Below are 18,844 nucleotides of genomic sequence, written 5' to 3'. Positions count from 1 at the left end.
AGCCTGATTTGAAAGTAAAAAGTGTTAAAGATATAGATTTCAAAAAATTACTCTCTGAAGGAAAGAGAGTTTTTCTTTTTGATTTTGATAACACAATCAATGTATGGAAATCTAACATCGTGCCAAAAGAAATAGAGGAGATATTCAAATATCTCCTCTCTAACGATGCCTCTGTTTTTATTGTCTCAAATGGGAAAAAAAGAAAATTAGAAATCAACAACGTAAAGATTATCTGGCGCGCTCTTAAACCCTTGCCATTCAAAGTAATGATGAGATTGAAAAAACATTTTAAAAATAAGGATGAGATAGTAGTTATCGGTGATCAAATATTCACAGACATACTCTTTGGTAAATTGATAGGTGCTTACACTATAAAAGTTGAACCATTAGATACAAGTAAAGAATTCATAACTACTAAGATTTTCAGATTCTTTGAGAGATTGTTCAAATTACACTGAAATCTTTATAAATGTAATGGCTTATCTGTTATTCCTTCGAGTGCACCAAGTAAAGTCTCACTCAACGTTGGATGTGGATGTATTGATTCTTCAAGTTGATGAGCCGTGAGTTTATTCTTAACTGCTACAACACCTTCCATGATAAGCTCAGTTGCAACTGGTGAGACAATAGACATTCCAAGAACTGTACCTGTTTCTTTATCGGCTATAACCTTTGCAAAGCCTATGTTTTCAAGCATCGTTCTTGCTCTTCCATTTGCTGATAGTGGGAACTTCGAAATCTTTACTTTTTCATGGTCGATATCTTTTTCCCTTAAACCAACGGATGCAACCTCTGGATTTGAGAATATGATTGATGGAACCGCTGAATAATCCATTTCTGCTTCTATTCCAGCTATATTCAACGCGGCAGTTATTCCTTCATAAGATGCCACATGTGCTAACATAATATGACCTCTTATATCACCGATAGCGTAAACACCTTCTATGTTAGTTTGCATCTTTCTATTTGTCTTTATTCCCCTTTCAATTTCTACATCTAATGCTCTTACATCTTCCGGTATATTTGGCCTTCGCCCAACAGCTAAGAGTATACGTTCAACTTCCACAACATTTTCTTTCTCGTTGTTATCTTTTATCGTAACTCTGTAAGATTTTTCGAGTTTTTCAATATTTGTAACTTTACTTTTTTCTTGGATTTCTACGCCTTTTCTTATCATCGCTTTTTTAACTTCTTCGGCAACATCTGAATCTTCGGTTGGTAATATGTGTTCAGCTAATTCCACAATTCTTACTTTTGTTCCAAGCGAACTGAAAAAAGTTGCAAATTCAACACCAATTACTCCCCCACCAATTATAAGCAAACTCTGTGGCACACTCTGTAACTTAAAAACATCATTGCTTGTCCATATACCCTCGATGCTATCAAACGGTGGAAATACGACAGGAACGGAACCGTGAGCAAGAACAAGATTTTTCCCTTCAAATATCTCACCTGATTCTTTTATCTTCACCTGATTTTTATTTACAACCTCTGCAGTACCCTTTATTAATGTTACATTATTCTTTTTCATGAGAAACTCTATACCTTTTCTCGACAACGTTACACTCTTCTGTGCGTGTGCCATTACTTTGGAAATATCGTATCCTTCAAAAGTCGCTTTAACTCCGTATTTATCTGCTTTTTCTCTTATTTCATCTATTAAATGTGTAGCTGTAAGCAACGCCTTTGTTGGAATACAACCCCAATTAGTACAAGTACCACCAAGATTCTCTTTCTCAACAAGTGCAACATTTTTACCCAAGTGTGCAAGTTTTATCGCACAAACGTACCCTCCCGGTCCACCACCTATAATCACTGCATCGAACATAAAATTTCCCTCCTTGCTTTGTTTTTTACCACGGATAATTATCAATTATATGGTAACACACTAAACAACAAAAATCAACATTAATATTAGCTATTTAAGAAAAGCAAAATTCATGCTATAATTTAAAAAGCACAAAAATCGTAAACAAAAACTGAAAAACTGGGAGGACGTTTGAAGATGCACATAGGAATCATATTTGGCACCAGACCGGAAATTATAAAGGTTGCACCTGTTTATTTGAAAGCAAAAGAGATGGGTATAAGTACCGACTTTATCTGCACAGGTCAACATAGAGAAATGGTCGATATGATGAAAGATATTTTTGCCATCGATTCTGATTACGATATGAACATCATGACTAAAGACCAAACATTGAACGATGTAACTTACAAAGTAGTTATGGAATTCGAAAAACTTTCAAAAGAAAAACACTACGATTGGATATTTGTTCAAGGAGACACAACAACAGCAATGGCAACAGCTATAGCTGCGTTCAACAGAGGTATAAAAGTTGGACATATAGAAGCCGGGTTAAGAAGTGGAAATCTGTACGATCCATTCCCTGAAGAAATGAACAGAAGAGTTATAGACCAAGTTTCAGAAAAACTCTTCGCACCCACGAAAAATGCAAAAAACACACTCTTAAAAGAAAACTTTCCAGAAGAAAAAATAATCATAACAGGCAATACCGTTATCGATGCTCAAATGTACGTAATGAACAAATTTGATTTGGAGTCTATACGTAAAAAAATAATCAACCATACGAATTATTTTGTCGTAACTCTACATCGAAGAGAAAACATCGGTCAGCGAATGAGAAATATCCTAAGAGCTATCAGGAAATTCTCAGAGGAGCAAAATATAGAGTTCGTGTTTCCAGTGCATAAAAACCCAAAAGTTAGAGAAATTGTGTACAGCGAGCTGGAAAATTGCAAAGGTGCTCATCTCATAGAACCAGTTAACTATGTTGAAATGACCTCATTAATTAAAGATAGTCTATTTGTCGCAAGTGACAGTGGGGGGTTACAAGAAGAGGCTCCAACATTTAAGAAATTTGTTGTTGTTTGCAGAGAAACAACGGAACGCCCAGAAGTTATTGAAAGTGGGTTTGGAGTCTTGGCAGGTACAACACAAGAAGATGTTTATAAAAACCTAAAATTAGCGCTCGAATTTAAACCAGAAGATAGGGAAAACCCGTTTGGCGACGGAAAAGCTTCGGAAAGAATTTTAATGAGTATATTATAAACAAATAAGAGCACAGTTTTCACTGTGCTCTTATTTTTTGTCTTTCAAAAATTTAAAAATCCCAAAGAGTGAACCTATACCGTACGATATATGCAAGGTAAGAAAACCTATCAAAGCGTAAAAAAACAAAGAAAAATCTTTGTGATTTAGAGAAATTCCAAATGAAGATAAAATATTCAATACAAAATACAAAATTAAAGGTATTGAAAAAATGACTTTGAGAAAGTCATCGAAGAATAGAATAAATGCAAAAAGTGTAATCAAGTAAACGACGAAAAACAATGGAATAAGATGCCTCAATCTGTAAGGATTTTCAGCAAACTTTTTACTGTAAGTAACCCAAAAACCGTTTGAAAAGTTATTTTTCCACAATTCTTTATACTTATCTCGCGCGAAATAGTAAGCTCTTGCTTGTGGAATCAACATAATCCTGTATCCTGAACCCTTCAACCGCAAGTTAAATTCGATATCTTGATTTCTTATCAAATTTTCATTAAAAAGACCAACTTTTTCAAATACTTCTCTTTTATAAACACCATATGCGACAGTATCAACATAAGTTTTTTCGACCGCGCCCAGTTTATACCTCGCTCCGCCAATACCAAATGGATGCTTTAAGATTTCAGCTATCGCCAAAGCTTTCTTCGATTCACTTCTTGGCAAAACTTCAACGACTCCACCCGCTATATCACACTCACTACTTTCAATTGCTTTTACACATTCTTTAATGTAATTTTTTGAATAAGAAGCGTGTCCACTTGCTATCATTACATATTCACCTGAAGAATTACGGATACCGATATTAAGCCCAGATGGGGTATAAACCTTTTCGTTTTCAATTAATTTAACCTTTTCTGGAAAACGCCCCACATACCTTTGAACTATATTACGTGTTTCATCGGTACTCATACCATCAATAACTATAATTTCAATATCTTCATATTCCTGCCTTAGTAAGCCATCAAGCACCTTTTGTATAGTCTTAGCCTCATTCCTAACAGGCAGCACAATGGATACCTTTTGCTCAGCCAATTTTATTTCCTCCTTGAAGTGATTTACCAATTACAATTATAACTTTTTTCGCCTTTTAGTCAATACAACAAAGCATTTTAAGATATATATTTGTCTCTTAGTCAAACCTAATCAAATTTCGTGAAAAAATTCTAAATTATCTCTTGACTAATAGCAATTTTTGGTTTATTATAATTGTGAAAAAAATAACGTTATAAAAATAACAATTGTAATATTTCGTAGAATCGAGTTATAGATGAACATGAAAAATACATGATAAAGCTAATTAAAATGAACTAATTTTTGGAGGTGTGGTTAAGGTGACAAGGACATTCGATAAGGTCGAGAAGATATTGGAAAAGTACGGTTACAAGAAAGAGATGCTCATAAAAATTCTCCTTGAGGTTCAAAAAGAGTACAGACACATCCCAAGAGAGGTCGTTAACTACATAGGTGTCGCTTTAGGTATCCCACCTGCAAAGATTTACGGTGTTGCAACATTTTACGCGCAATTCTCCCTCAAACCAAAGGGCGAATACACAATTCTCATCTGCGATGGTACGGCATGCCATATGGAAGGTTCAATGAGTCTTGTAAAAGCTATAGAGGAAGAAGTGGGAATTAAGCCAGGTGAAGTCACGCCAGATTTGAAATTCAGCCTTGATAAAGTTGGTTGTCTTGGCGCTTGTGCTCTTGCTCCAGCTATGGTTATTAATGGAGAGGTTTACGGTAATTTGAAGCCAGAAAAGGTTAAGGAGATTCTTAGAAATTTAAAAGAAAGGAAGGCTGAGTAATATGGCAGTAGCTGTTGAAAGAAAGTTCAAAAATCCAGCTGATTTGTTGAGATACATAGAAGAATTAAAAATAAAAAGAGAAAAGAAGCTCCAAAAAACATCTATATACGTATGTGTTGGTACAGGTTGTACCGCGAGTGGTTCGAGAAAGGTTTACGCTAAATTCGTCGAAGTTATAAATCAAAAAGGATTGGATGTAAATATAGAAAAGATTGACGATGATGACACACCAGTGAAAAAAACAGGATGCTGTGGATTATGTTCACTTGGCCCACTTGTAAAGATAATGCCATATGGAATTACATACAGCCATGTCAGTGTTAACGATGTTGAAGAAATAGTTGAGAGAACTCTTATGAAAGGCGAAGCAATTGAAAGGTTATTGCTTACAGACCCGATTACAGATAAAAAGGTTGAAAGGCTTGAAGATGCGACATTCTTTAAAAACCAAACATTTTACATAATGGAGGCAATAGGTACAAGCGAATGTGAAAGCATAGAGGATTACATGGCACGTGGTGGATATACTTCTCTTGCCAAAGTACTCTCTGGTATGGATAGGAAAGAGATAATAGAACAAATTAAAGCAGCTGGCCTGCGTGGTCGTGGTGGTGGTGGATTCCCAACGGGTTTAAAATGGGAGGCTGCCTATAATAGTAAAGGGGATATCAAATACGTTGTCTGTAACGCAGACGAAGGTGACCCAGGAGCATTTATGAACAGAACTTTGCTTGAAAGAGACCCACATTCTGTTCTTGAAGGTATGATTATCGCTGCGTACACAATCGGTGCGCAAAAGGGCTATGCGTACATCAGAGCTGAATACCCAATTGCAGTTGAGATGTTCAATAAAGCTATAGAAGATGCAAAAGAATACGGTTTGCTCGGTGAAAATATTTTAGGTACAGATTTCTCATTTGAATTGTACGTAAAAGAAGGTGCTGGAGCGTTTGTTTGTGGTGAGGAAACAGCTTTACTTGCATCTATCGAAGGTAAAAGAGGTGTACCAAGACCAAGACCTCCATTCCCAGCACAATCAGGTTTGTGGGGCAAGCCAACGTTAATAAACAATGTTGAGTCTTACGCAAATGTACCAAAGATAATTAGAGATGGTGTTGAAAATTATAGAAAACGCGGTGTTGAAAAATCACCTGGAACGAAGATGTTCTCAGTCACAGGGCCTCTCAAACTTACAGGTATCATTGAAATCCAATTTGGTACAACGTTAAGATATATACTTGACAATATCTGTGGTGGTACATCAAATGGTCAAAAGATAAAGGCTATACAAATCGGTGGACCATCAGGCGCATGTCTCCCAGAAGAATTATTCGATTTACCTCTTGATTACGACACGTTGAAATCAGTAGGTGCGATGGTTGGTTCAGGTGGTATCGTTGCAATTACGGAAGATAGGTGTATGGTCGAAGTTGCAAGGTTCTTCCTTGATTTTACAAAGCGTGAGTCATGTGGAAAGTGTGTACCATGTAGGGAAGGAACAACGCAAGCGTATAACATACTAGAAAAATTCACACAAGGTAAAGCTACTTACGAAGACCTTGAAACACTCGAACAATTGTCAGAAATAATCAAGACAGCATCACTATGTGGACTTGGTAAGACGGCTCCAAACCCAATTATCAGTACATTGAAGTATTTCAAAAATGAATACATCGAACATATAGAAGGTAAATGTCCGAGTGGAATGTGTACCGCGTTTAAGAAATACATTATCATACCCGAAAAGTGTAAGAGCTGTAGCTTGTGTGCGAGGAGTTGTCCAAATAATGCAATCAGTGGCGAAAGAGGTAAGCCTTACGTCATCGACCAGGATAAGTGTATTAAGTGTGGCTTGTGTGTAACGAAGTGTAAATTTGGCGCCATAGAACTTGTCGGTTAATTATTCGGGAGGGTGATGAGCAATGAAAATAAAAGTTAACGGTAGAGAAGTTGAAATTAGGAACGATGCAAGAAATGTTCTGGAAGCACTTAGAGAAGTGGGCATAGAGATACCAAACTTATGTTATCTCTCAGAAACTTCCGTTTACGGCGCATGTAGAATGTGCCTTGTAGAAGTCGATGGAAGAGAAATAACAACTTCATGTACACTTATGCCGAGGGAAGGAATGGAAATAAAGACACACACACCGAAGATTTACGAAATGAGAAAAGGTATACTCCAACTCTTACTTGCTTCTCACGATGGCGATTGTACAACATGTGAGATGAACGGAAAATGTAAACTTCAAAAGTATGCTCAAGATTTCGGACTTACAACAAATAGATTCGAAAAGATATCAAAGAAAACAATTACAGATAAAAATTCTATTATTGTTAGAGATAATGCAAAGTGTATACTCTGCGGTGATTGTGTAAGAGCATGTGATGAGATTCAAACAGTTGCAGCAATCGATTTTGCTTACAGGGGATTTGAAGCACAAGTTGTTCCTTCATTTGAAGAAAAACTTGAAAATACAGAATGTGTATTCTGCGGTCAATGTGTCGCTTACTGTCCAACAGGCGCTCTAGCTATAAGAAACGACGTTGACAAGGTTTATAAAGCAATTGAGGAAGGAAAGTACGTCATCGGTATGATTGCACCAGCAGTTAGGGCTTCATTACAAGAAGAGTTCGGTATGGAAGACGATATAGCAATGGCTGGTAGAATGGTATCTATTCTAAAGATGATAGGTTTCAAAAAAGTATTCGATGTTGCATTTGCGGCCGATTTAGTTGCATATGAAGAAGCGCATGAATTTATGGAAAGACTCGAAAATGGTGAAAAGTTACCACAATTCACATCATGTTGCCCTGGCTGGGTAAAATTCGCTGAACAATATTATCCAGAATATCTTCCAAACTTATCGAGTGTTAAATCACCACAGATGGCACTTGGAGCGATTATCAAAAAGTACTATGCACGAGAAATCGGTGTTAATCCAGAAGATATAGTTCTTGTTTCAATTATGCCATGTACCGCGAAGAAATTCGAAGCGGAAAGAGAAGAATTTGAAGGGGATATTGATATAGTCCTTACAACAAGAGAACTTGTTAAGATTTTCAAAGCAACGGGAATTGATATAAAGATGGTTGAACCGGAATCATTCGACAGACCTTACGGTCTTTCTTCTCAATCAGGATTGAGCTTTGGTAAGACAGGTGGAGTTTTGGGTAGCGTCGTAAAAGTTATAGAAGACAAAGTAAACGTTAAAAGCGTAAATACAAGAGAAATTGCTCAGGGTGTAAATTTAACAGAAGTGGAACTTGAAAATGGAAAAGTTGTAAGAGGTGTAGCTGTTTTCGGTCTTGGCAATGTTAGAAAGGTAATTAGTGACATAAAAGAAGGAAGGCTCAACGCAGACGTTGTTGAAGTCATGGCTTGTAACTATGGTTGTATCGGTGGCGGTGGACAACCATATCCAAACGATGTAAGAACAAGAGCAAGAAGAGCAAAGATTCTCAAGGAAACACAAAGTGTCGATGTACTTATATCACCAACGGAAAACTTCCATATGAGAGAACTTTACACAAAATACTTTGGAGCACCACTCAGCCACGAAGCACACGAAGTATTACATACTGAATACAAACACAGAAAGAGAATTGAAGAGGAAGAAATAGAAATACTCCCATTACCAGATGTTGAAGATAAAGTTTCCGTCAGTGTATGTCTCGGTACATCGTGCTATTCAAAAGGTTCATACGAAATTCTTGAAAACCTTATATCTTTAGCGAACAAAGAAGAATGGGCAAAGAACTTAGAGATTAAAGGTACATTCTGTGTAGAAAACTGTGGCATGGCACCAAACGTCGTAGTTAATGATAAAATAGTAGAGCAAGCAACAATCGAAAAAATAAAAGAGGTGGCGCTTAATGAACTTGGAAGAAAGAAAGGGGATCCTGAGGTTTCCAAAAGCAACATTTGAAAGGTTGAAGATTTACCATTCGCTGCTCACTCAACTTCAAAACGAAGGAAACGTTAAATACATTTCATCCGACGAGATAGCAGATATGCTCAGAATTACTCCAGAACAAGTTAGAAAAGATTTTTCATTTCTTGAAACAAACGGAAAGCCTAAGGTTGGATATTATATCCCGGAGTTACTTGCCGAATTAGATGAGTTATTTGGAACAAAAGATAGAGATAGCATAATCATAATTGGAGCGGGACATTTAGGACAGGCATTGGCAAATTACAAAGGTTTTAAAAACATAGGTACGCAAGTAGTTGCTATTTTCGATAACGATCCAGCGAAAATCGGTCAAATGGTTGGCGAGCTTATGATATTACCACTAAAAGATATTCCAAGAGTTATAAGAAGGTTCAAAGTAGAGATTGCAGCAATATGTGTTCCAGAAAGTTCAGCCCAAGAAGCCGCAGATTTACTCGTTGGATATGGAATAAAAGCAATTTGGAATTTCTCCACAAAGATTTTAGATTTACCTAAAGATATCATAGTACAAAACGAAGATATAACAAGGGGACTGCTCGGAATAAAACATATGTTAATCGAAAGAAGACAAAGCGAAGCTGAAAAGTCTAACGTAACTAAATAATAAAAAATATTACATATAGTGAGGACGCGACCTCACAACGGCCACCACACCTTCCCACCCCGGTTTTTACCGGGGGATTTTTTTATCATTTTGTCATTTTATCAAACAATTATACAAAAAATCGGCTGCTCATAATTAAAGCAGCCGATTAATTTGTAATTTTAAAACATCACTTTACATTCCAAATTTCGTGGTACTCGTGAGGAGTCTCACAGTATTCACATACAAATTTACCATCAACTTGAATAAACGATGCCGAAACATTCTCTCCATGCGCTGGGTTTGTGATACAGTTTTCGTTTTTGCACCTAATTTCATCGAAATTATAAATCCTCGGTGGAAGCTGCAGTCTGTACTTTTCTACAACTCTGCTATCTTTAATTATATTCACTGTCGTATTCGGCGAAATGGCAGCTAATTTCTTTATTTCTTTGAACGAGAGGTATTTATCAGGAAGGCTTATGTACCCTTTGTAATTTCCATCAGCAGATTTGAATATTCCATCAGCGCTATCCACATCGTAAATTTTGAGAATTTTTCTTATCTTTACAATAGTATTGTAAATCTCTTCAGTTGTTTTACCTTTCGCTATATGGTCAATAACCGTACCATTACTGATGGGTTTAATTCCTCGCTTGCCTTCTTTAGCAACACCTTTTGTACCATCAACTATTGGAGCTGGGATTATAAAATCGTCAGGTAATTCTTCTCGTTTCTTTGTTGTGTCAAAATCCGCTAAAAGTGCACCACCAAGCATGGAAAGCAAAACAACTCTCACCCAATATCCATTAATCGCCTGATGTTCCCAACCATTTAGTGGAAGCGTGTCTAAGAATGTCGGAATTTCAGGATCAATCTTGGGCCTTGGAAGTGGATGGTAAAACTTTGTACCTTCTGGTATTTTATCGAGCATGTCTTTTCTGAATGTGACTGCTTTTTTCAAAAGGTGGGCTTTTTCGAGGATATCTTCTCCCATTCGTTCAAGTTGTAATCTTGTGAAGTACCAAATTGGTGCGGGATTGGTGGTTTCTAAATACTCATCTATCGAGCTATACAATCTAACTTCGAACCCATTTCTCTTCATTTTTTCAATATAACTTTTCGGCATTTGCAGTTCTTCCGGTGCTATTAAATCGACTTCAACATTTTTAAAGACTTTCAACCCATTGGCTTTTGAATGAACAGTTCTTCCATGTAACAAATCACCGACAAGTGCGATTCGAATATGGGAATTATCGAAGTTCATCTGTTCTAAAAAAGTGAATTCGTCTAGTAATTCTTGTGTTGGATGTTCGTGTTTACCATCTCCACCATTAATAAACGCTGGGCGTTCGATTCCGTGTCTCTCTGCGAATTCACCAACTTTTTGCTCGAGTAAGCGTGTAACACCTTCTAATCTTGTTCTGAGTATGAAAATTGAATATCCACTGTAACCCGTTAACATGTTAAAGGTATCTACATAGCTTTCTTGCTTATTAAAAGATGAGTGTTCTGAATCAAATACATTTACTTTTGCGTTTTTGTGGAATTTAGCGGCGTTTATAAACGATTCCTTTGTACGTGTGGAAGGTTCTACAAAGACGATGTATATACCTGTCTCTCGTTTGATTTGAAATTCTGAAACATCTTCTTTGTTTCTAATCTTTTCTTTTAACTTCTGCGTACTCTTATACAAGAAAAGTTGTTCCTCAACAGAAAAGTCGTTTATAACCGCAAGTGTCCTTCCCAAAAAGTCTCTCTTCATACAAAACCACTCCCCCCACGTTCTAAGTTTTCTTTCCTGTTTTCTTTTTTTCGTAAGCATAGTGTACACATTCTGCACAAAAGTACGCTATGCTTTGTATTCTATACCTATTGAATTATACCACAATCCAGAAAGTCTAAAAGAGATATAATGTAAAAAAAAGAGGTTCTGAAAGATTTCAGAACCTCTTTTTTAAAGATTACATATTGTATTTTTTCATACTTGATATATGAAGCAATCTTGACAAGATAACAAGTATTACAATTCCGACTGGTATGAGCACAAACGCTGAAATTTTTGAAAAACCGAAAATTAAGTATAAGAAAAGTGAAACCAGTGCTGTTGTCATTGCGTATGGTATTTGTGTATTCACGTGGTCCATATGGTCTGAACCAGAGAATATCGAGGAAAGAACAGTTGTATCAGATATAGGTGAACAGTGGTCACCAAATATTGAGCCTGCGAAAACAACTCCAGCCATTACTGTAACAGAGAAAAATGCATCGCCAGTAATTTTGTAAGCAATCGGTATTGCAAGAGGTGTCATAATTGCCATTGTTCCCCATGATGTGCCTGTTGCAAAGGAGATAAGCATAGAGACTACAAAGATTATACTTGGTACCAAAGCAAATGAAGCATCTTCGCTTATCATAGAAATTACAAATTTTGGAAGCTCCATATCTTTTGTCACACTTCCAATGGACCATGCAAGTACAAGTATAGCACATGCGAGTAACATTAATTTCAAACCGTCAAGGAATGTCTTCATCATTTCAGAGACGTTCATAAGTCTAAATCCTGCAGCAATTAACATGCCTGTGATAACCATTGCGAAAGCACCCCAGAGCAACGCAGTTGCCGCATCCGCGTTTCCTAACTTTTCAATCAAAGTTGTTCCACCGGCTTTTGCGCCTGTATAATAAAATCCCCAGAGAGTTACTCCTATGAGAGCAACGATAGGTAAAACAAACGTCAGTATCATAGGTTTTTTAGTTATTGGTTCCCCAAGTTCGAAATCAACGTTAAGCATGGGCACTGCCCCATCTCTATATGTCTTTCCTTCTTTTCTCGCCCTTAATTCTGCTTTAAGCATTGGTCCAAAATCCCATTCGGTAATGGCAATTAACCCAACGAACAAAACAGTAAAAATACAATAAAAGTTAAACGGTATGCTTCCAAAGAAGGCTTTTATAGGAGTTACATCCTTTATTCCCGCAGCATCCATACCATTTTGAATCATAGATAATTGATATGCAATCCAATCAGAAATAAAGAATGTTGCCACAGGTGCAGAGGTAGAGTCAAGGATATAAGACAATTTTTCTCTTGATATCTTATGTTCTTCAAATATATCTCTTGTAACATTTCCAACAATGGCGGCATTGATGTAATCGTTGAAGAAAACAATTATTCCAAGAAGCCATGCGGTTACATTGGCCGTCTTCCTCGATTTTATACGCTTTTTTGCCCATTCTGACAACGCCATACTGCCTCCGAGTTTCCATATAAAAGCTATACCTGCTCCCATTAACAAATTGAAAAGGAGAAGTTTAGCATTCCATTCATCCGCCATAGAACCTATAATTTTGTCAAGCGAATACCCAACTGCGGCTATTGGGTTGAAAGAACTCAAGAGTAACCCACCGGTGAATATACCCAGGAAAAGAGAAAGAAGAACGTTTTTGGTGATGAAACTGAGAACAATAGCTACAAGCGGTGGCAATATAGACCAAGCTGTACCTTGCATCCTCCACACCTCCCAAAATAAAATAAATAAGAAATCTGGTACATTATAACATAATTTCTTTCAAACAGCGCGATTGAATTTATATTGTAACATTTAATCTGTATGTTATAATTTTCATGAATGAAATTTCAAAGTCATCAGGAAATATAAAATAATGGAAAGGAGCTATGTCAGATGATTTATCCACTCCCAAGTTGGGTTTACGAATCTGTGATTTATCAAATCTTTCCAGATAGATTTGCAATAGGTAAAGGAAAAACAGTGCATGATAAAGCACATCTTTACACAAAAAGAGGTGGAAAAATTGTTGAATGGAACACATTACCAAAACATAAGCCAAATATTGAACATTGTTTTGAATTCTACGGCGGAGATTTGTGGGGAATTGCTGAAAAGATAGACTATTTGAAAGATCTTGGCGTAAATTTGATTTATACAACTCCAATTTTCCTCTCACCTTCTAACCATAAATACGATATTATAGACTATATGAAAATCGATCCCCAATTCGGTGGTGAAGCGGCGTTCAAGTATTACCTAAAAAAAGCAAAAGAAAATGGATTTAGAGTTATGCTTGATGGTGTCTTTAATCACCTGAGTAAAGAAAATAAATGGTTTAAGAGTGCACTTAGAGGTAAAAAAGAGCATTTAGCTAAATTTTCATTTTATAAAAATGGTTACAGGGCGTGGCAAAACGTTGATGGTATGCCCGAATGGAATTGGGAAGAAACTCCGGTTAGAGAATATTTATTAAATGTTGTGGAGCATTACTTGAAAATGGGAGTAGATGGTTGGAGGTTGGATGTCGGATTCGATGTTGGATACGTTAATAATGCGCTTATAACATCAAGAGCAAAATCTGTATCAACTGAAAAGTATGTTGTAACGGAAACATGGAATTTTCCATCTAATTGGGAAGTGGTTGATGGGATAATGAATTATCATTTCAGGGAAAGTGTAATTGGCTGGTTGAATGATAGTCTTAAAAACATCGGTTACGCGCTTCAAAGCGCTTACGATAAAACACCGAATATTTACGGTTGTTGGAACATGTTGGATAGTCACGATACTCAAAGGATTGCAACCGTTTTGCCAGATAAAGATTTAAGGAAACTCGCGATAGCCCTACAATTCACTTATCCCGGTGTACCTTTTGTTTACTACGGAAGTGAAATTGGTATGGAAGGCGGTTGGGATCCAGAAAATAGAGCTGGTATGATATGGGATGAAAAACGATGGGACAACGATTTAAGAGAGTTTTACAAAAAGCTAATCAAGATAAGAAAAACAGAGACTGCTCTTAAAATAGGAACATTTGAAGTTATAAACGATGAACCTTTAGCCTTTTTAAGAAAAGCACCGTATGTACTCGATGATGTTATAGTTGTTGTTAACAAATCAGAAAAGCAAGAAATTGCTCTTTCTGTACCTGATGGAAGACTCCTTGCTGGTACGTGTTTTGTTGACTTATTCACCAACGAAGAGTTTTGGATTGTTGGTGGAATACTAAGAATAAATGTTCCAGCCAAAGGTTTCAGAATACTCAAGGCAACAAATAAAACCAAAGGTAATTACAACCAATATAAAAGAATTTATTGATTATTAATTTAATATATATTTCCATGGGGGAATTTCAATGAATAAGGGGCGTAGGTGGGGACGTAAGGGAAGTGTACTTGTCGCTGTGCTCATCATTCTCATTGTCATAGTGATGATTTTAACGAAATTGCAGTTTTTATTGTCAATAAGACTGAAAGGCTATCCATGATAAACGGGAATAAATTAAAAATAATTTCAAAGATTTAACGAAGACTTAAGTTGAAAATTAAAGAGGTGTGTGGTAAAAGTATTGTATCTCAAAATACAAAACACCAAATACACCGAATATTTTGTCGTGGGGGGAAAAGTATGTTAGAGGAAAAGAGAAACCAAAAAAAAGAAACAGTCGTTGTGCTTGATTTTGGATCCCAGTACACTCAACTTATCCTTCGAAGAGTAAGGGAGTTGGGTTTTTATTGCGAACTGTTGCCTTACGATGAGCCTTGGGAAAATGTTGAAAAACTGTCACCTGTCGCATTTATTCTATCCGGTGGACCTTCCAGCGTTTACGATGAAAATGCACCAAAAATACCTCAGTATGTTTTCGATTCCAATCTTCCAGTGCTCGGTATCTGTTACGGATTACAGGCAATCGTTCACCAACTTGGTGGGAAAGTAGAAAAATCAACTCATAGAGAGTTTGGGCCAGCAACGTTAAATGTAATTAAACATGTTGGAATCTTCCAAAATTTACCGAATTCTTTCACAGTTTGGATGAGTCACTCAGATAGAGTGGAAGTTTTACCTGAAAACTTCGAAGTTATAGCTAGAAGTGAAAATTCACCTTATGCAGCTGTTAGAAGTATTGACGATAGATTTTATGGGGTACAATTTCATCCTGAAGTTGCCCACACTCAATTTGGTAAACAGATTCTTGAAAATTTTCTAAAGAAAGTAGCCAAACTCAATCCAAATTGGAAGATATCAAACCTTGCTGAGCAGATAATAGAAGATTTGAGAAGAAAAATAGACGGAAGAGTTATACTTGGGCTATCCGGTGGTGTGGATTCTTCGGTTGTAGCCATGTTGCTTCACAAAGCGGTACCAGACAAATTCATACCGATATTCGTTGACACGGGATTGCTAAGAAAAAATGAATGTATCGAAGTAGTTAAACAATTCGAAGAAATAGGCATACATATACACTATGTTGATGCCTCCGAGAAATTCTTGGAGGTGTTAGATGGTGTGGAAGACCCGGAAGAAAAAAGAAAGAGAATTGGTCACACGTTCATAGATGTTTTTTATGAAGAAGCAATGAAATTAAAAGAAAAGTATGGTGATATCAAATACTTAGCTCAAGGAACACTCTATCCGGATATTATCGAAAGTAAAGTTGCCGAAAGAAAAGCCGGTGCGAAGATAAAGACGCATCACAACGTTGGTGGGTTACCAGAGAAATTACCATTCGAAATTATCGAACCACTGAGATATCTCTTCAAAGATGAAGTAAGAATGTTAGGTCAAGAAATTGGCTTACCGTCAAGTATTTTGAAACGTCATCCATTTCCAGGTCCAGGATTAGCTGTGAGAATCATCGGATCTGTAACAAGAGAAGCTGTAAAAACATTGCAAGAGGCTGATTTCATATTCATAGAAGAACTTAAAAAATGGGACCTTTACGACAAAGTCTGGCAAGCATTTGCCGTATTATTACCGATTAAAAGCGTTGGAGTTATGGGAGATTACAGAACATATGAAAATGTTATCGCACTCAGAGCGGTAACAAGTGAAGATGGTATGACAGCAGATTGGGCAAAATTGCCACACGATTTTCTAAACCATGTGGCGAAAAGAATTGTCAACGAAGTAAAAGGAGTAAACAGAGTGGTTTACGATATCACATCGAAACCACCTGCAACAATCGAATGGGAATAAAAAGTTATTTTTGTAAGAGAATCATCGTCACATCGTCCTCCTGTAAGGAGGACATTCTTTCTTTTAGTACTTTAAGGTATATCATCTCTAAATTATCGTCAGGACTTACTAAATTAACTAACCCCTCAGTTGTGAGCATGCCATTTTTTGTTTTTTCTTCGGTTATCCCATCGGTGTACAGTAGCAACTTTCCATCAGATAAGTTGAAAACGTTTACAACCTCTTCAGTATAATCTTCAGAAAAACCAAACCCAATAGGTGGAATGTTAATTGTATTCAATATTTCTTTTTTTGAGATATTCACCGGTGAAGGGTGAGCAATATCAAGGAACTTAAATACATCATTTTCAAGTTTCCCCAATATCGCTGTAAAGTATATATCTTCAAGTTGATATTTTTTCAATTCATTCTCAATCAAAAATGGTACCCCATGCAATGGTGGATCAAAGGAAAGTACGATGTCAAAAATTGTTCGTAGCAACATACTAACAAGAGCAGCCGCAACACCGTGACCACTGATATCTATTATACCAACCCATGGAGGGTTATAGTAAATCATATCTCCACCAAGCCCAACGGATGGTCTGTAAAAAAACTTAACGTTATCCGTGTCCTGTGGTACAAATGCCTGCTGAATTTTTATCGCAAGAGACATATCGCTATGCATATTTTCTGCATCGGAAAATAGTTCTATAGCTCCTATCACTTCACCATTTGGTTTAATTGGAATGCCAAAAATAGACAGCGGCCTTCGCTTACCACTTTTCGTTAAACCGTACACAGCAAACGGTACTTGAACTGGAATACCGTTCTTTATCGCTTGGTAAAGCGGACATAGTTCCGTTGAACAAACCGGTATTCCTGTCCTATCAACGTGATTTAGTACTTGTTTAGCACATGGTTTACCAATAACATCTTCTGGTGAATAACCTGTTAATTTCTGAGCTGCTTTGTTCCAAAATACAATTACCCTATCTTTAGAAACAATGTAAGCAGGTATATCTAAATCCATAAGGAAATTAATGACATTCTCTTTTTCTAAGTAACTTAAAAGTTTATACATATATTCACCTTCCTATGTTTTTTATTATCTTTGCTATCTTTTCTAAGTAAGTTTTGTACGAATCCAGATTAATTAATTCTTCACAGTTTAGTTTTAAATACTCATTAACCTGAATATCTGGAATACCGTTAACCAAGACTTTGCCAGTCGGAATTATTAAGTATGCTTTCGTGTTTGGGAGAATTTTTGCGATTTCATCGACGTAAAATACATTTGAGAAATTGTATTCATTATCCGATGAAATTATAGTAACGTTATTATTTTTTTCTCCACTTTTTGCAAAAAAGCTTAATAGAACCTTGTGAGGAGTATAAAAGCAAGTCTTATCAACCAAGAAATAAACTTTTCCAAGTAATTGGTTCTCATCGGGTTGTATGGGGATTTGGTCTTTTTTGACAAGATGGTCTTTGTATCTAACATAGAGCTCCTGATAGAGTTTTTCTGGCTGAGAAATGAGCATTGAGATAATTGCCAATGGAATTGTTTCATCACCGTCTGAAGCGTAACGTAAATCAAAAATAGTAATAGAAGAATCAGATGATTCACCAGCAATTTCTTCCATTTTTTGCGCTACGTATTGCATATCTTCTTTTGATGAAATTTTAAATGAATTGATTTTAACAACTAACGATTCGTCTAATTTTATCAAATCAATTATGTTTCTTTTTTCTTGGAACTTTTCAATTCCTTTTAAATAAGTCGTTTTTTGAACGGACGATTGTGGAGATTTATAAACAATTTGAATAGAATTGGCATCGATTATCTTTAAATAATATGTCAATAACTTTTCCACAAATGCGTATTTTGCCTCAAATTCGCTAAGGTTTGGGTAAAGTCTGGTATACCTTTCAAGAATTGTATCAATAGGTTCACCGTTTATCGAGATTATTTTCGAACCTTCTGGAATTTCACAATTTGTCTCGTAAACAAATACCTCATTATCAATGTATTTAAATTTTAAAGGCAGAATTTTATCAACACGCCTAATCGGTATTTCTATACGCGTCGTACCGTCATTTAATTCCGATAAAACAGGTGCTACATTCATAGCAAACTGATAGGGTGTCATACGTGAGTTAAATTGTACATTTCGTGTTCTAAATTTGTTTCTGAAATTTGGGTTGTAACATTCCACATGTTTATCGTAAATATACCCTTTCGCGACCTCAAAATCAACTTGGAGTGAAAAAGGTGAGTATCTAAAATGTTCGTAAACGTATATGGCTAAGCCACCTATCACAAAGACAATTATTATAAACCAAAAGGTAAAATTTGGAATTTTCATAAACTTCACCTACCTCAGATACTACGTAAACTTGTTTATTTAATTATAACACATGATAATTTAAAAGGTGTTATAATATTATTTAGAGTTTAA

Annotated in this window: 15 protein-coding genes; 9 read left to right on the top strand and 6 right to left on the bottom strand. The window is 36.3% G+C overall.

Annotation, left to right across the window (positions count from 1 at the left end):
- Positions 1–8 precede the first annotated feature (8 nt).
- Complete coding sequence (locus FNOD_RS01195) at positions 9–458, top strand: YqeG family HAD IIIA-type phosphatase (protein ID WP_011993421.1); 450 nt, start codon at positions 9–11, stop codon at positions 456–458.
- Between the two features lie 5 nt (positions 459–463).
- Here FNOD_RS01195 and lpdA read toward each other — a convergent pair whose 3' ends face one another.
- Positions 464–1,828, bottom strand: a complete 1,365-nt coding sequence (lpdA, locus tag FNOD_RS01190) for a dihydrolipoyl dehydrogenase (RefSeq protein WP_011993420.1) — start codon at positions 1,826–1,828, stop codon at positions 464–466.
- Between the two features lie 177 nt (positions 1,829–2,005).
- Between lpdA and wecB the strand changes: the two genes are divergently transcribed.
- Positions 2,006–3,073: a non-hydrolyzing UDP-N-acetylglucosamine 2-epimerase gene (gene wecB / locus FNOD_RS01185; RefSeq protein WP_011993419.1), complete on the top strand. Its 1,068-nt coding sequence runs from the start codon at positions 2,006–2,008 to the stop codon at positions 3,071–3,073.
- Between the two features lie 30 nt (positions 3,074–3,103).
- Here wecB and FNOD_RS01180 read toward each other — a convergent pair whose 3' ends face one another.
- The gene (locus FNOD_RS01180) at positions 3,104–4,105 is read right to left on the bottom strand and encodes a glycosyltransferase family 2 protein (RefSeq protein ID WP_011993418.1); all 1,002 of its coding nucleotides are present in this window, start codon (positions 4,103–4,105) and stop codon (positions 3,104–3,106) included.
- Between the two features lie 299 nt (positions 4,106–4,404).
- On the opposite strand from FNOD_RS01180, the gene nuoE reads away from it, so the two are divergent.
- Genes nuoE through FNOD_RS01160 form a run of 4 tightly spaced genes read left to right on the top strand, consistent with a single transcriptional unit; the run spans position 4,405 to position 9,435 of the window.
- Positions 4,405–4,878, top strand: coding sequence for an NADH-quinone oxidoreductase subunit NuoE (gene nuoE / locus FNOD_RS01175; RefSeq protein WP_011993417.1), 474 nt, complete (start codon positions 4,405–4,407; stop codon positions 4,876–4,878).
- Position 4,879: 1 nt separating this feature from the next.
- Entirely contained in the window at positions 4,880–6,778 is a 1,899-nt protein-coding gene (locus FNOD_RS01170; RefSeq protein WP_011993416.1) for an NADH-quinone oxidoreductase subunit NuoF, read from the top strand.
- A 22-nt stretch (positions 6,779–6,800) separates the two neighbouring features.
- A complete protein-coding gene (locus FNOD_RS01165) occupies positions 6,801–8,804 on the top strand; it encodes a [FeFe] hydrogenase, group A (protein WP_011993415.1) in 2,004 nt (667 codons plus the stop codon).
- On the top strand, positions 8,752–9,435 hold the full coding sequence (locus FNOD_RS01160) for a redox-sensing transcriptional repressor Rex (RefSeq protein ID WP_011993414.1): 684 nt from the start codon (positions 8,752–8,754) through the stop codon (positions 9,433–9,435). Before FNOD_RS01165 ends, FNOD_RS01160 begins: the two co-directional genes overlap by 53 nt.
- A 169-nt stretch (positions 9,436–9,604) precedes the next feature.
- Here the strand turns inward: FNOD_RS01160 and FNOD_RS01155 are convergent, their stop codons facing one another.
- Together FNOD_RS01155 and FNOD_RS01150 are read right to left on the bottom strand one after the other, a co-directional pair.
- Positions 9,605–11,179, bottom strand: a complete 1,575-nt coding sequence (locus FNOD_RS01155) for a bifunctional aspartate carbamoyltransferase catalytic subunit/aspartate carbamoyltransferase regulatory subunit (RefSeq protein ID WP_011993413.1) — start codon at positions 11,177–11,179, stop codon at positions 9,605–9,607.
- Positions 11,180–11,378: 199 nt separating this feature from the next.
- Entirely contained in the window at positions 11,379–12,926 is a 1,548-nt protein-coding gene (locus FNOD_RS01150) for a Na+/H+ antiporter NhaC family protein (RefSeq protein WP_011993412.1), read from the bottom strand.
- 174 nt (positions 12,927–13,100) lie between these two features.
- Here FNOD_RS01150 and aglB point away from each other — a divergent pair, with 174 nt between their 5' ends.
- The 3 genes from aglB to guaA all read left to right on the top strand — a co-directional run bounded on the left by aglB (position 13,101) and on the right by guaA (position 16,403).
- On the top strand, positions 13,101–14,525 hold the full coding sequence (gene aglB, locus FNOD_RS01145; protein WP_011993411.1) for a cyclomaltodextrinase: 1,425 nt from the start codon (positions 13,101–13,103) through the stop codon (positions 14,523–14,525).
- A 37-nt stretch (positions 14,526–14,562) separates the two neighbouring features.
- The gene (locus FNOD_RS09910; RefSeq protein WP_274376820.1) at positions 14,563–14,694 is read left to right on the top strand and encodes a hypothetical protein; all 132 of its coding nucleotides are present in this window, start codon (positions 14,563–14,565) and stop codon (positions 14,692–14,694) included.
- Between the two features lie 140 nt (positions 14,695–14,834).
- Positions 14,835–16,403 carry a glutamine-hydrolyzing GMP synthase gene (gene guaA, locus FNOD_RS01140; RefSeq protein WP_011993410.1) on the top strand — a complete coding sequence of 523 codons (1,569 nt, stop codon included), beginning with the start codon at positions 14,835–14,837 and terminating at the stop codon, positions 16,401–16,403.
- A gap of 4 nt (positions 16,404–16,407) precedes the next feature.
- Here the strand turns inward: guaA and FNOD_RS09345 are convergent, their stop codons facing one another.
- Together FNOD_RS09345 and FNOD_RS01130 are read right to left on the bottom strand one after the other, a co-directional pair.
- The gene (locus FNOD_RS09345) at positions 16,408–17,466 is read right to left on the bottom strand and encodes a SpoIIE family protein phosphatase (protein WP_011993409.1); all 1,059 of its coding nucleotides are present in this window, start codon (positions 17,464–17,466) and stop codon (positions 16,408–16,410) included.
- A 4-nt stretch (positions 17,467–17,470) separates the two neighbouring features.
- Entirely contained in the window at positions 17,471–18,751 is a 1,281-nt protein-coding gene (locus FNOD_RS01130) for a hypothetical protein (protein ID WP_011993408.1), read from the bottom strand.
- Positions 18,752–18,844: the final 93 nt, after the last annotated feature.

The sequence above is a fragment of the Fervidobacterium nodosum Rt17-B1 genome (genome assembly GCF_000017545.1).
Lineage (GTDB): Bacteria > Thermotogota > Thermotogae > Thermotogales > Fervidobacteriaceae > Fervidobacterium > Fervidobacterium nodosum.
The sequence above is the reverse complement of the archived record's forward strand: the minus strand, read 5'-3'. Positions and strand labels throughout refer to the sequence as shown.